The organism is Microbacterium sp. Ag1, assembly GCF_001005635.1.
Lineage (GTDB): Bacteria > Actinomycetota > Actinomycetes > Actinomycetales > Microbacteriaceae > Microbacterium > Microbacterium oxydans.
The window spans coordinates 76,507-90,536 of record NZ_LBCR01000031.1 but is presented as its reverse complement, the minus strand read 5'-3'; the positions used below and the strand labels follow the sequence as shown (position 1 = coordinate 90,536).

At 68.9% G+C, this 14,030-nt stretch carries 17 protein-coding genes; 10 read left to right on the top strand and 7 right to left on the bottom strand.

Annotation, left to right across the window (positions count from 1 at the left end; all coding sequences use genetic code 11):
- The first annotated feature begins 5 nt into the window (after window positions 1-5).
- Window positions 6-1,388 (top strand): LLM class flavin-dependent oxidoreductase, encoded by a 1,383-nt coding sequence (locus AAY78_RS12155; RefSeq protein WP_046748563.1) that lies wholly within the window; start codon window positions 6-8, stop codon window positions 1,386-1,388.
- A gap of 74 nt (window positions 1,389-1,462) precedes the next feature.
- Here the strand turns inward: AAY78_RS12155 and AAY78_RS12150 are convergent, their stop codons facing one another.
- Window positions 1,463-2,305 carry a helix-turn-helix transcriptional regulator gene (locus tag AAY78_RS12150; protein WP_046748562.1) on the bottom strand — a complete coding sequence of 281 codons (843 nt, stop codon included), beginning with the start codon at window positions 2,303-2,305 and terminating at the stop codon, window positions 1,463-1,465.
- 121 nt (window positions 2,306-2,426) lie between these two features.
- Here AAY78_RS12150 and AAY78_RS12145 point away from each other — a divergent pair, with 121 nt between their 5' ends.
- On the top strand, window positions 2,427-3,368 hold the full coding sequence (locus AAY78_RS12145; RefSeq protein ID WP_046748561.1) for an SDR family oxidoreductase: 942 nt from the start codon (window positions 2,427-2,429) through the stop codon (window positions 3,366-3,368).
- A 7-nt stretch (window positions 3,369-3,375) separates the two neighbouring features.
- On the opposite strand, the gene AAY78_RS19940 is transcribed toward AAY78_RS12145, so the two are convergent.
- A complete protein-coding gene (locus AAY78_RS19940; protein ID WP_046748560.1) occupies window positions 3,376-3,552 on the bottom strand; it encodes a hypothetical protein in 177 nt (58 codons plus the stop codon).
- A gap of 9 nt (window positions 3,553-3,561) precedes the next feature.
- Window positions 3,562-3,927 carry an NUDIX hydrolase gene (locus tag AAY78_RS12135; RefSeq protein ID WP_046748559.1) on the bottom strand — a complete coding sequence of 122 codons (366 nt, stop codon included), beginning with the start codon at window positions 3,925-3,927 and terminating at the stop codon, window positions 3,562-3,564.
- 54 nt (window positions 3,928-3,981) lie between these two features.
- Here AAY78_RS12135 and AAY78_RS12130 point away from each other — a divergent pair, with 54 nt between their 5' ends.
- Window positions 3,982-4,731: a DeoR/GlpR family DNA-binding transcription regulator gene (locus AAY78_RS12130; protein ID WP_046748558.1), complete on the top strand. Its 750-nt coding sequence runs from the start codon at window positions 3,982-3,984 to the stop codon at window positions 4,729-4,731.
- On the opposite strand, the gene AAY78_RS12125 is transcribed toward AAY78_RS12130, so the two are convergent.
- Together AAY78_RS12125 and AAY78_RS12110 are read right to left on the bottom strand one after the other, a co-directional pair.
- Window positions 4,664-5,392, bottom strand: a complete 729-nt coding sequence (locus AAY78_RS12125; RefSeq protein WP_231589717.1) for a MerR family transcriptional regulator — start codon at window positions 5,390-5,392, stop codon at window positions 4,664-4,666. The two genes, AAY78_RS12130 and AAY78_RS12125, sit on opposite strands and share 68 nt — an antisense overlap.
- Window positions 5,393-6,689: 1,297 nt before the next feature.
- A complete protein-coding gene (locus AAY78_RS12110; RefSeq protein WP_231589716.1) occupies window positions 6,690-7,445 on the bottom strand; it encodes a MerR family transcriptional regulator in 756 nt (251 codons plus the stop codon).
- 61 nt (window positions 7,446-7,506) lie between these two features.
- Here AAY78_RS12110 and AAY78_RS12105 point away from each other — a divergent pair, with 61 nt between their 5' ends.
- From AAY78_RS12105 to AAY78_RS12075, 6 genes are all read left to right on the top strand, one after another.
- Complete coding sequence (locus AAY78_RS12105; protein WP_046748555.1) at window positions 7,507-7,980, top strand: DUF6194 family protein; 474 nt, start codon at window positions 7,507-7,509, stop codon at window positions 7,978-7,980.
- Window positions 7,981-7,985: 5 nt separating this feature from the next.
- Window positions 7,986-8,549: a putative immunity protein gene (locus AAY78_RS12100; protein WP_046748554.1), complete on the top strand. Its 564-nt coding sequence runs from the start codon at window positions 7,986-7,988 to the stop codon at window positions 8,547-8,549.
- A gap of 50 nt (window positions 8,550-8,599) precedes the next feature.
- Complete coding sequence (locus AAY78_RS12095) at window positions 8,600-9,277, top strand: response regulator transcription factor (RefSeq protein WP_046748553.1); 678 nt, start codon at window positions 8,600-8,602, stop codon at window positions 9,275-9,277.
- On the top strand, window positions 9,270-10,586 hold the full coding sequence (locus AAY78_RS12090; RefSeq protein WP_046748744.1) for a sensor histidine kinase: 1,317 nt from the start codon (window positions 9,270-9,272) through the stop codon (window positions 10,584-10,586). Before AAY78_RS12095 ends, AAY78_RS12090 begins: the two co-directional genes overlap by 8 nt.
- Before the next feature lie 71 nt (window positions 10,587-10,657).
- Window positions 10,658-11,515: a hypothetical protein gene (locus AAY78_RS12080; protein WP_231589715.1), complete on the top strand. Its 858-nt coding sequence runs from the start codon at window positions 10,658-10,660 to the stop codon at window positions 11,513-11,515.
- A gap of 139 nt (window positions 11,516-11,654) precedes the next feature.
- Window positions 11,655-11,882 (top strand): RNA-binding S4 domain-containing protein, encoded by a 228-nt coding sequence (locus tag AAY78_RS12075; protein ID WP_017829834.1) that lies wholly within the window; start codon window positions 11,655-11,657, stop codon window positions 11,880-11,882.
- Between the two features lie 363 nt (window positions 11,883-12,245).
- On the opposite strand, the gene AAY78_RS12070 is transcribed toward AAY78_RS12075, so the two are convergent.
- Together AAY78_RS12070 and AAY78_RS12065 are read right to left on the bottom strand one after the other, a co-directional pair.
- Window positions 12,246-12,713 carry a hypothetical protein gene (locus AAY78_RS12070; RefSeq protein WP_046748552.1) on the bottom strand — a complete coding sequence of 156 codons (468 nt, stop codon included), beginning with the start codon at window positions 12,711-12,713 and terminating at the stop codon, window positions 12,246-12,248.
- A 133-nt stretch (window positions 12,714-12,846) separates the two neighbouring features.
- A complete protein-coding gene (locus AAY78_RS12065; RefSeq protein ID WP_046748551.1) occupies window positions 12,847-13,470 on the bottom strand; it encodes a LysE family translocator in 624 nt (207 codons plus the stop codon).
- A 98-nt stretch (window positions 13,471-13,568) separates the two neighbouring features.
- Between AAY78_RS12065 and AAY78_RS12060 the strand changes: the two genes are divergently transcribed.
- The gene (locus tag AAY78_RS12060) at window positions 13,569-14,024 is read left to right on the top strand and encodes an Lrp/AsnC family transcriptional regulator (protein WP_046748550.1); all 456 of its coding nucleotides are present in this window, start codon (window positions 13,569-13,571) and stop codon (window positions 14,022-14,024) included.
- Window positions 14,025-14,030 lie beyond the last annotated feature (6 nt).

Sequence of the window (14,030 nt, the reverse complement as noted above, 5' to 3'; positions counted from 1 at the left end):
AGCCCATGACCCGTCAGATCCGCTTCAACGCCTTCGACATGAACTGCGTCGCCCACCAGTCGTCCGGGCTGTGGCGCCACCCCGACGACCGGTCGCGGCAGTACAACACCATCTCGTACTGGACCGACCTGGCGAAGCTGCTGGAGAGTGCGACCTTCGACGGCATCTTCATCGCCGACGTGCTCGGCACCTACGACGTGTACGGCGGCACGAACGAGGCCGCCATCCGCAACGGCGCCCAGGTGCCGGTGAACGACCCGATCCTGCTGGTGAGCGCGATGGCCGCGGTCACCGAGAACCTGGGCTTCGGCATCACAGCGGGTACCGCGTTCGAGCACCCCTACCCGTTCGCGCGCCGGTTGAGCACGCTCGACCACCTCACGCAGGGCCGGGTCGGCTGGAACGTCGTGACCGGCTATCTGCCCAGCGCCGCGCGCAACATGGGCCAGGAGGACCAGCTCGCGCACGACGACCGCTACGACCACGCCGACGAGTACGTCGAGGTGCTCTACAAGCTCTGGGAGGGCTCCTGGGAAGACGACGCCGTGGTCGAAGACCGCGAGCGCGGCATCTTCACCGACCCCGGCAAGGTGCATCCGATCGGGCATGAGGGGAAGCACTTCAGCGTTCCCGGCATCCACATCTCCGAGCCGTCACCACAGCGCACACCGGTGATCTACCAGGCCGGCGCGAGCCCGCGCGGGGTGAAGTTCGCCGCCGAGAACGCCGAGGCCATCTTCGTCGCCGCCCCCTCGAAGGAGGTGCTCGCCGGCACGGTGAAGCGCATCCGCGACGCCCTGGAAGCCGCGGGGCGCGACCGCCACGACGCCCGCATCTACACGCTGCTCACCGTGATCACCGCCGCGACGAGCGAAGAGGCGACCGCGAAGCACGCCGAGTACCTCTCCTACGCCAGCCCGGAGGGCGCACTCACCTTCATGTCGGGGTGGATGGGCGTCGACCTGTCCCAGTACGCGGAGGACGAGCCGGTCGGGAACGTCGAGTCGAACGCGATCCAGTCGGTGCTGCAGCACCTGAAGGAAGAGGCCGACCTCGGTCGCGAGTGGACTGTCGGCGACTTCGGGCGCCACAACGCGATCGGCGGCCTCGGCCCCACGATCGTCGGCTCGGGCGAGGAGATCGCCGACGAGCTGCAGTCCTGGGTCGACGAGACCGACATCGACGGCTTCAACCTCGCCTATGCGGTCACACCCGGCACGTGGCAGGACATCATCGAGCACGTGATCCCGGTGCTGCGCGCGCGTGGCGCCTACCCCGAGGAATATGCGCCCGGCACGCTCCGCAACAAGCTCCACGGCCGCGGCGACCGCGTGCAGGACACGCACCGCGCAGCGAAGTACCGCGTCGGCTCCTTCGCGAAGGCGTAGCCCTCTCGCCTTCGAATCGCGCAAACGGGTGCTGCGGACGCCGTTTCCCACCATCTGCGCGATTCGAAAGTCCCCTACACGAAGACCCGGGGAGCCAGGGTCGACAGCAGAGCGAGCTTCTCGTAGCTCTCCGACCCCGGGATCGCGGTGTAGACGAGAAGGAACTGCGACTGCTCGGGATCGACGAGACTCTGACACGTCAGCTCGAGCGGCCCGAGGCTGGGATGCACGAAGCGCTTCGTCTCGCGGGGCCGGAGGCCGACCTCATGACGCTCCCAGATCTCGCGGAACTCCGCGCTGTGCTCCTGCAGCGCGTCGGCCATGCGGGCAGCGCGCGATGACGGGCCCCGCCGGGCGATGACCTCCCGCAGACCAGACACCCACAGCCGCGACAGGAACTCGTGCTCGGCGGGGTCGTACAGGTCCCGCGTGGATGGCTCGCGGAACCAGCGATAACCGAGGCTCCGCTCCATGCCGGTGAGGTGTGCCGTGTCGCCGGTGAGCGCTACGCCGAGGGGCGTCTGCCGCAGGGTCTCTCCGAGTTCGCTCACGATCTCGGCCGGAGTGTCCTGCAGCCGGTCGAGGATCCGCAGCATCCCCGGTCCGATGTGGTCGCCGACTCCGCCCCGTGCGGGCGGTTGATGTCCGGCGAGGCGGAACAGGTGGTCGCGCTCGTCGATCGTGAGGTGCAGCCCCTGGGCGATCGCGGCGAGCATCTGCTCCGAGGGCAGCGGCCCGTCGCCGCGTTCGAGTCGCGCGTAGTAGTCGGCCGACATGTGGCTGAGCGCGGCCACCTCCTCGCGACGGAGCCCCTCGGTGCGCCGTCGCGCCCCCCGCGCCAACCCCACGTCCTCCGGTTGCAGACTGTCTCGCCGCAGTCGCAGGAACCCCGCGAGCGCCGTCCTGTCGATGACCATCCGGCCCTCCTCCCGACGCCCCGATCCTCGCATCCGTCCGTGCCGGTATCCACTGCATGGGGAGTCCTGGTTGCGGCGACGCCCAGCACGCACGCTGGAGGACGACCCGAAGGAGCACATCATGAGCCCGCGCATCCCCGACATCCGCATCCCCTCTCTCGCCGGCCGCCGTGCGGTGGTGACGGGAGGGAGCGACGGCATCGGCCTGCACATCGCCACGCGTCTCGCCCGTGCCGGAGCCGAGATCGTGCTCCCCGTCCGCAATCCGCGGAAGGGGGATGCCGCCGCCGCGACCATCAGGGACACCGCGGCGGGTGCGCAGGTGCAGACCGCGCCGCTCGACCTCTCATCGCTCGACTCCGTGGCGGAGTTCGGCGAGGCGATGCGGAGGGACGGCAGCCCCGTGCATCTGCTCATCAACAACGCCGGGGTGATGTCGCCGCCTGACCGGCAGACCACGGCCGACGGGTTCGAGGTGCAGTACGGGACGAACCATCTCGGGCACTTCGCCCTGGTCGCGCACCTTCTTCCCGTGCTCAGCGCGGGGCAGGCGCGCGTGACCTCCCAGGTGAGCGTGGCCGCGGCCCGCGGAACGATCGACTGGCAGGATCCGAACGGGGAGCAGTCGTACGACGGGATGCGGGCTTACCGGCAGTCGAAGATCGCGCTCGGGTTGTTCGGCCTCGAACTCGACCGGCGCAGCCAGGCGCTCGGATGGGGCATCACGTCGAACCTGTCCCACCCCGGAGTCGCCCCCACGAGCCTGCTCGCCGCCCGTCCGGAACTCGGTCGCGCCGACGACACCGTCGAGGTGAGGGTGATCCGGTGGGCGTCCCAGCGCGGGCTGATCGTCGGCACGGCCGAGAGCGCCGCGTTGCCCGCCCTGTTCGCGGCAGCGTCGTCGTCCGCTCTGCCCGGCCGCCTGTACGGCCCGCGCGGTCCTGGCCACATGGGCGGCGCTCCGGCCGAGCAGGCCCTGTACCGTCCGCTGCGGAGCACGGCGGATGCCGCGCGCAGCTGGGACCTCTCGGAGCAGCTGAGCGGCGTGACCTACCCGCGGTGACGTCTGGTCAGTCGTCGCTGCGGCTGAAGATCCCTCGCAGCACGAGGAAGACCACCACGGCCACGACCGCGACGATCCCGAGCTTGAAGATGAAAGCGAGGACCGAGAACAACGCGCTCACGATCCACCACGCGATCACGACGGCGAGGATGACGCCGAGGATGGTCCAGAGGTTCTTGGTCATGCCTCCAGCCTACGGAGTCGAAGCTGCAGGAATCTCGTCGAGCGACCGGTACACGGGCAGCCCGAGCTCGTGGGCGATCTCGACGTCCTTGTCGGCGCCGGACGACTCCCCCGGCAGCCGCAGCACCGCGTCGCAGTGCAGGAGCAGTCGGCGGGCGGTCTCGTACATGACATCGCCCTCGCCGGAGTCGCCCGGCTCGAGGGTGCGCAGGACCGGCAATGCGACCCACTCCCCGATCATCGGCACGTGGCCGAGGCGGAAGATCGGACCGGACGCCTCCTCCAGGCGCGCGAGATTGCGAGCGATCAGGGCGGGGTCGCCGTTCGTGCCGGAACGGTAGGGGCCGGCGATCAGGATCAGGAGTGGCTTCATCATGGAGATGACTGTAGTCTGAATCATGCATAAACGTGCAACTTCGTGAGGAAACGTATGCTCGCTGCTCAGCGCAAGGACCACCTGCTCGACGTGCTCACCCGCGAGGGACGGGTCGTGGCGAAGGCTGCGGCCGATGAACTCGGAGTATCGGAAGACGCCATCCGTCGCGACCTCCGCGAGCTCGCCGACGAGGGAAGGCTCCAGCGCGTGTACGGCGGCGCGCTGCCCATCGCCGCGGCCGATCGCCCGGTGCGCGAACGCCACGATCTGGCGACCCAGAGCAAGGAGCGGGTCGCCCGCCAGGCGGTCACGACCATCCTCCCCGGATCGACGATCGTGCTGGATGCCGGCACCACCACGCTCGCGATGGCGCGACTGCTTCCCTCCGGCACCGACATCACGGTCATCACCCCGAGTCCTGCCGTCGCCCTGGCCGTCGCCGAGCACTCGGATGCGCGCGTGATCATGATCGGCGGCGAGCTCGCCCGACACTCTCTCGTCGCCGGCGGAGGACTCGCGATGGAGGCGATCCAGCACCTCGCTGCCGACGTGTTCTTCGTCGGCGTCACGGGCGTCGACCCCCGACACGGTCTCACGACGGGCGAACTCGACGATGCCGTCACCAAGCGGGCGATCGCCTCCCGATGCGCCGCGACCATCGTGCTGGCCAGCGACGAGAAGATCGGCGCCGCCTCGCGCTACCCGGTACTGCCGTTCGAGGCGATCGCCGCGGTCATCACCGACCCCCTCGACGAGAATCCGCTGATCCCCGAGGTCCTGGCGCAGATCCCGGCGCGGACGTGAGCGACGACCCCTCCTCCTCCGCGAGGTGTTCCGTCAGCAGGGCGTGCACGTCTCCTGCCGCCGCGAGAAGCGCGACGCTGCGGCGCGTGAGGTCCGCCAACCGCTCCGCGAGGATGCGCTGCACCTGCGCGGTGTCACCGTGCGCGCGCACCTCGTCGATGATCCGCGAAACCGCGGGGATGCCGTAGCCGCCCGAACGCAGGGCGGCGGCGATCCGCGCCTCGGTGATCCCAGCGGAGTCGTAGGAGCGGACCGATCCTGCACGCCGAAGGGGGCGCACGAGCCCTTCTCGCTCCCAGTGCCGCAGTGCGGAGGAGCGGACGCCGAGCGCCTGGGCGAGTTCGCCGATGGCCATGGCATCGTCCTCGACGAACAGGTCGTCGGCCTCCGCCACCGCGTCCTCGAGTCCGCGCAGGGCCGCGCGCACCCGTGAGCGTTCGAGGGCGAGATCCGCGTGCAGGGTGTCGATCCGCTCCGCCGCCTGCTCGACCGATCCGCCGATGAGAGCGGGCATCAGTCGACGCGCGGGCACCGGACCGAGCGCCGTCGCCAACGCCCGATAGGCGTGCAGCGCCAGGACATGCGGCATCCGATACCGCCGGTACCCGTTCGCACCGCGCTCCGCGGCGGGGAGCACACCGAGTCGCTCGAGGTCGCGCACCTGCTGCGTCGAGTAGCCGATCTCGCTTGTTCGTAGCGTTGGATCGCTCAGCAATACGAAGAAGGACCACGTGCGAACGTGGTCCTTGTTCGTATTGCTGGTCAGCGGCGACGCGTCGACGTTCAGCTCACCGCGTCATGAGATCAGACAGTTCTTTAGCCGCACTGGAGCTTGTAATCGCCGGAGCTGAGCTGAGCTGACGCAGCGGTGACATCCTTGGCCCCAGAGGCTTTGAAATACGAGACAACGCGGAACGTGTGCTGCCCGGTCCCATTGCATTTGTACTGGACACTTTTTTGCACCATGTTCCACGTGCCAAAACTCTCGAAGGCTTCAGTAACGGGAACCCAGAGCCACCCGTTATGCATGAAAACGATGGACCTGATGTACGTCTTGGTGACGGCTCCCCAACAACTAGAGATTGCTGGCTTCGCGCCCACTGAACCGGAGGGGAATCCTTGTCCGGATGATCTCTTCCACATTTGTCCCACCGCAAAATGACAATTTCCTACTACCGTCGCTCTCGTGGTCGCACCTGGCGTCGATTCAGGAGCGCCGATGCTCGTGTCCGACCCAAGTGCATCCATCTCCGCGTCCGTCATCACCACCGCATCGGCAGGAAGCGGTGTTCCATCCGGGTAGACGAGGTACTCGTCGGGAACGTCCGCCGAGCTCACCGCTGTGAGTGGCGGGAGGTCGGGCGCGTCGTTCCCTGATGATGCCGCGTAAGCCGGGCTGCCGCCGGCTGCTACGATCCCGAGGATCAATGATCCAGCGAAAATAAAACCGAACTTGTGGTGGTGACGGTGTCTCATCTTTGAATACCTATTTCTAGTCAACTAAAACTTCCGCTAGACACTCGAGCCGCTTGACGCGCGGTAGGGGAGTCGTAGCGTCTACTGCGAATAAAGAGGCCCATCTGTTCCCGCGACCCGATAAGGCACAGAGACGGGGGTAAGCAGAACTGAGAGTCCGCTATCAGCCGCATACTTTTCCTGGAATTCGTACGCGTCGCTTTCGACGTCAAAGACGCCGATGAAACCAGGAGTTTCTTCCAAGTACACGATCCACACCATCATAAATGAAATGTATCACTTTCGATCTGGTGACCGTCCTCGGCTATCAGTGCCTTCGCCCCGCGTGACGATACTGTCAAGAACTTCTTCGTCATGAGCTATCTCCCTGAGTAACTGGAAGCTATAGCTTCGCCGACCCGCAAGCTCCGTGTCTGTAGGTGGGAGCAGTCAGCCACGCGCGTGATCATGTCGCGAGCCCGTGGCCGCTGGCTAATCTGACATCAGCGCTCGGACGTGAAGGATGGTCCGTCCGATCCGGCCCCCGCGAGGTGTTCCGTCAGTAGGGCGTGCAGATGGCCCGCCGCCGCGAGGAGCGTGACGCTGCGGCGCGTGAGGTCGCCCAATCGCTCCGCGAGGATGCGCTGCACCTGCGCGGTGTCACCGTGCGCGCGCACCTCGTCGATGATCCGCGAGACCGCCGGGATGCCGTAGCCGCCCGCGCGGAGGGCGGCGGCGATCCGCGCCTCGGTGATCCCAGCGGAGTCGTAGGAGCGGACCGATCCTGCACGCCGAAGGGGGCGCACGAGCCCCTCGCGCTCCCAGTGCCGCAGTGCGGAGGAGCGGACGCCGAGCGCCTGGGCGAGTTCGCCGATGGCCATGGCATCGTCCTCGACGAACGGGTCGTCGGCCTCCGCCACCGCGTCCTCGAGTCCGCGCAGGGCCGCGCGCACCCGTGAGCGTTCGAGGGCGAGATCCGCGTGCAGGGTGTCGATCCGCTCCGCCGCCTGCTCGACCGATCCGCCGATGAGAGAGGGCATCAGTCGACGCGCGGGCACCGGACCGAGCGCCGTCGCCAACGCCCGATAGGCGTGCAGCGCCAGGACATGCGGCATCCGATACCGCCGGTACCCGTTCGCACCGCGCTCCGCGGCGGGGAGCACACCGAGTCGCTCGAGGTCGCGCACCTGCTGCGTCGAGTAGTCGACCAGCCGTCCGAGCGCCGCAGTGGTCATCACCTGCTCTTGAGGGTTCTGCACGTGCCTCCTTGTCTTTCCGGCCCTTGAGCCCACATAAGCACATCAGCCTCAGCATTGAAGGATGGAAATGCAGGAGATCATCGAAGAGGTCCGCTCGTTCGACGGCGTGCTCGTCGTCGCCCCGGAGGCAGGCAGCGACTTCCCCGAACTGTCATGGGGAGACGCATACTTCTACCACGCGCCCGACGGCCGGATGCCGGAGCGCACGCAGCCGTACGGGACGATCATCACGAAGGACTATCCCGACGACACGTCCTCCGCGCTGGACGCTCCAGGGCGCTTCCGGGTGAACATCCACGTCGGACGCGAGCGCGCGGACTCGATCATCGCGGAGTCGATCATCGCGGCGGGGTCTCTCACGGGCGGCGACACCGACCCGACGGCGGTCGACGTCTTCCGGCCTCACCCGTTGTACGGCACCGCCGGCTGGGTGTGCGTGATCAACCCCGCAGCGGCGACGGAGGGTGCCGTGCTCGCCCTTCTCCGCGAGGCGCACGAGGCCGCGCGCGCTCGCACCGGACGACGGACGAGGTGAACCCCATGTCGACTCCGCAGGGCATGACTCTTCAGGGCATGACCGAGACCGACCGTCGGATCGTCGCGGTGTGGGCGGCCGACTGCGCCGAGCGCGTGCTGCCGCTGTTCGAGACCGAGGCCCCGGACGACGACCGTGCGCGCGATGCCATCGCCAGGACGCGCGCCTTCGCGCGGGGCGAGCTCACGGCTGCGGGCGAGATCCGTCGTCGCTTCGTCGCGGGCAGGGCTGCTCGCAGCGCCGTGACCCCTGCCGGCACCGCCGCCGCCCGCTCCGCGGCACAGGCCGCAGGGGTCGCGCACATGGGTGCGCATGCTCTCGGGGCAGCCGCCTACGCCGCGCGGGCCGTCGAGCGGGCACACCCGGACGCCCCCGACGCCCGTGCATCCGACGTCCGTGCCGCAGAGGTGCGATGGCAACTCGCACACCTCTCTCCCGAAGCCGCTGCAGCCCTGCGCACCCTCCCACCGCTGGGCACCGACCCCGCCGGCCCCCTCGGCCCCGGGCTCCTCTCCTCCGGCCCCCTCGGCGAGGTGATCCGCGAGATCCAGGCGCACCTCTCCACCTGATCCTCGACGGCTTCAGCCCCGATTCAGCGTCGACCGACCACACTGGAGACATGCGGATCCTGGTGGTGGACGACGAGGTGCGCCTTGCCGACGGCGTGCGCCGGGGGCTCGAGGCCGAGGGCTTCGCCGTCGATGTCGCGCACAACGGCGTCGACGGACTCTGGCGTGCACGCGAGACGCGGTACGACGCGATCGTGCTCGACCTGATGATGCCGGGCATGAGCGGATGGAAGGTCTGCGAAGCACTGCGCGCCGAGGAGAACTGGACGCCCGTGCTGATGCTCACCGCGAAGGACGGCGAGTGGGACCAGGTCGAGGCACTCGAGACCGGGGCCGACGACTACGTCACCAAGCCGTTCTCGTTCGCGATCCTCGTCGCACGGCTCCGCGCCCTCGTGCGCCGTGGAGCCGTCGCCCGCCCGGCGATCCTGGAGGCGGGCGATCTGCGGCTCGACCCCGCAGCCCACCGGGTCTGGCGCGGCGAGACCCCGGTGAGCCTCACCGCTCGGGAGTTCTCCGTGCTCGAGTACCTCATGCGTCATCGCGGGCAGGTGCTGTCGAAGCGCGCCCTCATCGACGGCGTCTGGGACGACGACTTCGACGGCGACCCCAACATCGTCGAGGTCTACGTCGGGCACCTCCGCCGCAAACTCGACAAGCCGTTCGGTCGTGAGGCCATCGAGACCATCCGCGGTGCGGGCTATCGACTGGCGGCCGACGGTGGCTAACCGCAGCTGGCGCACGGTGCGCGGCAGGACCACACTCGGCGCCACCGTCGTCGTCGCCGTCGCCCTGCTGATCGGAGCCTTCTCGTTCTACGGTGTGCTGAGCGCGAGCATCCACAGCAGCACCGAGCGCGCTGCGGAACAGCGGCTCAGCGAGCTCGCCGAGCGTGCAGGTGGGCCGGGAGGCAAGGGCATCGACGCGCTCGAAGACGAGATCCTGCAGATCCTCGGTCCGGACGGCTCGGTACGTGCCGCGAGCGAGGAGGCTCGCGACAAACTGGGGTCGACGCCGCTCCCCGCCGACGACGACCCGCAGACGACCACCGTCGACGGCGACACCGTCCTGGTGGTCTCGGAAGACATCGACGGCGATCAGACGCTCGTGCTCGCGGTCTCGATGGACGACGACGCAGAGACCCTGGCGACGGTCGCGACGCTGCTCGCCATCGCGGTCCCGCTGCTGCTGCTGCTCGTGGCCGTGACCACCTGGCTCGTCGTGGGCCGCGCGCTCCGACCGGTGGAGCGCATCCGTGAGGAAGTGGACGGCATCACCGCCGAGCGCCTTCACCAGCGCGTTCCCGTACCCGAGACAGCAGACGAGATCGCCGCACTCGCGACCACCATGAACGGCATGCTCGACCGGCTCGATGCATCTGCCACCGCGCAACGCCGATTCGTATCGGATGCCTCGCACGAGCTGCGTTCGCCGCTCGCGACCATCCGCCAGCACGCAGAGCTCGCCCAGGCCCACCCCGAGGTGACCAGCATCGGCGAGCTCGCGGAGGTCGTCTCGGAAGAGGGGCTCCGGCTGCAGGGCATCGTCGAATCGCTGCTGCTTCTCGCCCGCCTCGACGAGGGTGCGAGCACGCTCGACGAGGCGGTCGACCTCGACGACATCGCGCTCGGCGAGGTGCGCCGACTCCGGGCTGCCGGGCTCGACGTCGACGGTACCGGCATCAGCGCCGCCAGGGTGAACGGCGACCCCCGTCTGCTCGGCCAGCTGCTGCGCAACCTCGTCGACAACGCCGTGCGCCACAGTCGCGGACGCGTCGCGATCGGCGTTGCTCCCTCGGACGGATACGTGTTCGTCACGGTCGAAGACGACGGCGCCGGGGTACCCGCCGAGGAACGGGAGCGCATCTTCGAGCGATTCGTGCGCCTCGACGAGGCGCGCAGCCGCGACGCGGGCGGCAGCGGCCTCGGGCTCGCGATCGCGCGCGGAATCGCCGCCTCATCCGGCGGGTCTCTCACGGTCGACGACTCCCGATGGGGCGGCGCACGCTTCGTCCTCACCCTCCCCCGCGGCGCCTGAGCGACGGGTTCCTGAAGAGTCCTTCAGGACGCTTCAGGGAGGCTTCAGCGCCCGCGGGAGAGCATCGAGTCATGGACGACAAGACACCCTCTCCCGACCAGACGCCCGAGAGCACGCCGGACGCGCCGACCGTGCCGGTGGCCCCGACTCCCGATGCCGCAGCGGCGCCGACGGCCCCTGCACCCCCGGCCGGGACGGCACCCGCGCCAGGCGCCGGCGAGCACCCGACGTTCCCGGCGGCCGAGCCGACCCCCGGTGCCACGGCATCATCCCCGAAGGCCGGCCGCAAGCGCGCGCTCCTCATCGGGGGCGGCATCGCGGCAGCCGTGGTCCTCGCGGGCGGCGGCATCGCCATCGGCGCGGCGATCGGCGACGAGTTCGACGACGACGACCGCTCCTCGGTGTCGGACGGCCCCCGCAAGGACGACAGCGAGGATCACGGTCGTCCCGATGACGGCCCCAGGAGCGACGATCGCGGCGACACCCCCTCGAACGGTCGCGGCCCGGTGACGGGCATCGGTTCCGCATCCGCCGACGAGCTGATCGCGATCGCGGATGCCGCACGCGGCGCAGCCGACGGCGACGTCACCTCGATCGACGCGAAGCGCGACGGCACCTGGGAGGTGCAGCTGAGCACAGCGGCGGGAGATGAGACCGAGGTCCGCGTCGACAAGGAGCTCGCGGCGACCGTCGCCTCCACCGACGCGGCAGACGGCGACGACACCGGCCCGACGCTCATCCTCGACGACGAGACGATCCGCGCACTGGTCGCCGCCGCACTCGCCGAGGCCGAGGGCATGATCACCGACCTCGATGTCGACGGCGACGACGTGAGCCCCTACGACGCCTCGGTGCTCACTGCGGACAGCCGATCGATCGACATCGAGTTCGACGCCGACTTCGCGGTCGTCGGTACCGACATCGACTGAGTCGGTGCGGGCCGCGTCCTGTCGGGCGGACCCGAGACGCCCGGCATGATGGTGCCGCCGCTCCCCACCGGGGCGGCGGCACCATCGCGTCCTGCGGTGGCGAAGCCGATCAGCACGCAAGTCCGATTAGCATTCAAGGATGACGAACTCCGACCCGATCGACGACATCTCCATCGGCGGTGAGGTGATCCGCCTCGGACAGTTCCTCAAGTTCGCCGGCCTGCTCGACTCGGGCGGCGACGCCAAAGAGGTCATCATCGACGGGTACGTGACCGTGAACGGCGAGATCGATCGACGCCGCGGACGACAGCTGCGCGACGGCGACCTCGTGTCGTTCGAGGGACGCACCGTCCGCGTCCGACCGTGACCTCGGCCCGCTGATCGCCGACCGATCCGCGGCCGCAGTTCAGGCGGTCCGGTAGCGGAGGAACATCACCCCGCCGTTCGCGACCATTCCTCCGGGGAGGGCGAGTGGGCGGGGTGTGCGGTCCGCGAGGGAACGAACGGGACACCCCGCCCCGAGGGCCACGACTCCCCAGCCGTGCCCTCGTGCGCCGGCCGGCGTTTGCACCGCGCCGAGGAGGGCACGGGTCGAACACACTGCCGTTCGCCGACCGACGAGGTCTGAGGTCCGTCGTCGCGGCGTCCCGATCAGATGACCGGTGGAGGTGCGCTGCCTCCGCAGAGAAGACGGTGGATGCGCGGGACCATTACGCGCGACGGGCTTCGGTCAGGATACGGTGCCGGGTGGAGGGAGCACTTTTCGCGCGGTGACGATGATCAGCACCACGAGGAGGGCGACGATCGTGAGGTCGGCCGCGATGTACGCGTAGTGCGCCCCGTTGGTGCCCGGCGCCTCCGATCCCGCGATTACGAGGTCGCTGCGCCGGTTCAGCACGGGACGGATGAGTGCGACTTCGACGACGAAGACCAGCCAGATCCCGCCCAGGATCATGAGGGGCCCGCGTCCCGCCCGTGCTCGCACGCTCACGAACGTGAGCACCAGAAGCACGATGCCGGCGAGCACATTCAGCGCGGTGAAGACGAGTCGCCCGATGCCGAGCCCGATCGGGATCGTGACGCCGGGTGCGAGGAACTTCAGCGGCGCCTCGAGGAACGAGATCGCGATGATCGCGCCGAGCAGGAACGCGGGCAGCAGCAGCCGCAGGGCCGTGGTCGTCCGTCCCGTCGTCGTCACGTGGTCCTCCTGTCCCGCCGGTCGATGGCGCCCCTCGACGCTACCTCCGCGCTGTCTGGGAGAGGTCAGCATCCACCGGGGAAAAGCCCTGTGCGCTGGTGACGACCTGTGCCCTGGTGAGAGACCTCTGCCGTCACAGCCACTCGATCACCTGCTCGATCAGGATGCCGACGCTGATGACCGTCATCGCGATGCCGGCGATCCGAGTGACGACGGAGCTGGCGCGCGGTCGCGTGCGCAGCAGTCGGCGAGCGAGCAGGCCGACGGTCGTGTAGACGATCGCGATGTTGAGCAGATGCAGGCCACCGAGGGCGAGCATCTGCGTCGTCGACGGCCATCCGTCGGGGCTCGTGAACTGCGGCAGCAGGGCGAGCAGGAGCAGGAGGCCCTTCGGGTTGATGCCGCTCACGCCGGAGCCGCGCAGGAACTGCGCCCATCCGCCCGTGGCGATCGGCTCGCCGCTCTCGGCGATCGGCGCCGGGCGGAAGGCAAGCGTCGTCGCCCCGAGGAAGATCAGGTAGAGTGCGCCGATCACGGTCAGGGTCGTCAGAGTGACGGGATACGCGGTGACCAGGGCGCCGAGCCCCAGGGCGACGGCGACGATCACGACCGTGTACCCGGCGATCATGCCGAGGATGGACGGGGCGATCGAGCGGGCGCGCAGGCCGGCGGAGATCGCATACGCCCAGTCCGCGCCGGGGGTCAACGCGAGCATGACGGCGACCACCCAGAACTGCATGACCAGAGCGATGTCCATCGGTCCTCCTCGATTCGAGGAAGAGACTACGAAGAATCACGCGAAAGGTGCTTCGATTCTTCGGGCGACCGACGGCTTCACCTGCAAGGATTGTCACCATGGACGCACTTGACCGGGAGATCCTCTCGCTACTGCAGGACGACGGGCGGATGAGTGCCACGAATCTCGCCGCGCTGGTCGGCTTGAGCCTGTCCGCGTGCCATCGTCGCCTCAAGGAGCTGGAGCAGTCCGGAGCCATCGAGAGGTACCGGGCGGTGGTGGCCCCTGCAGCCGTCGGCCTGACGTTCGAGGCCATCGTGTTCGTCACGATCGGACGCACCGACAAGGACACCATCGTCGCCTTCGAAGAGGCGGTGGTGGCCATCCCCGCGGTCGTCGAGGCACAGCGCCAGTTCGGCGACCCCGACTACATGCTGCGCATCCTCACGCGTGACATGGGTTCGTACCAGGAGCTCTACGACAACACCCTCGGAGCCCTGCCGGGCGTGCAGCGATTGACGTCGACGATGGTGATGAAGCGACTCGGCGCGGACCGCGCAGTGCCGATCCCCTGAGCGCGG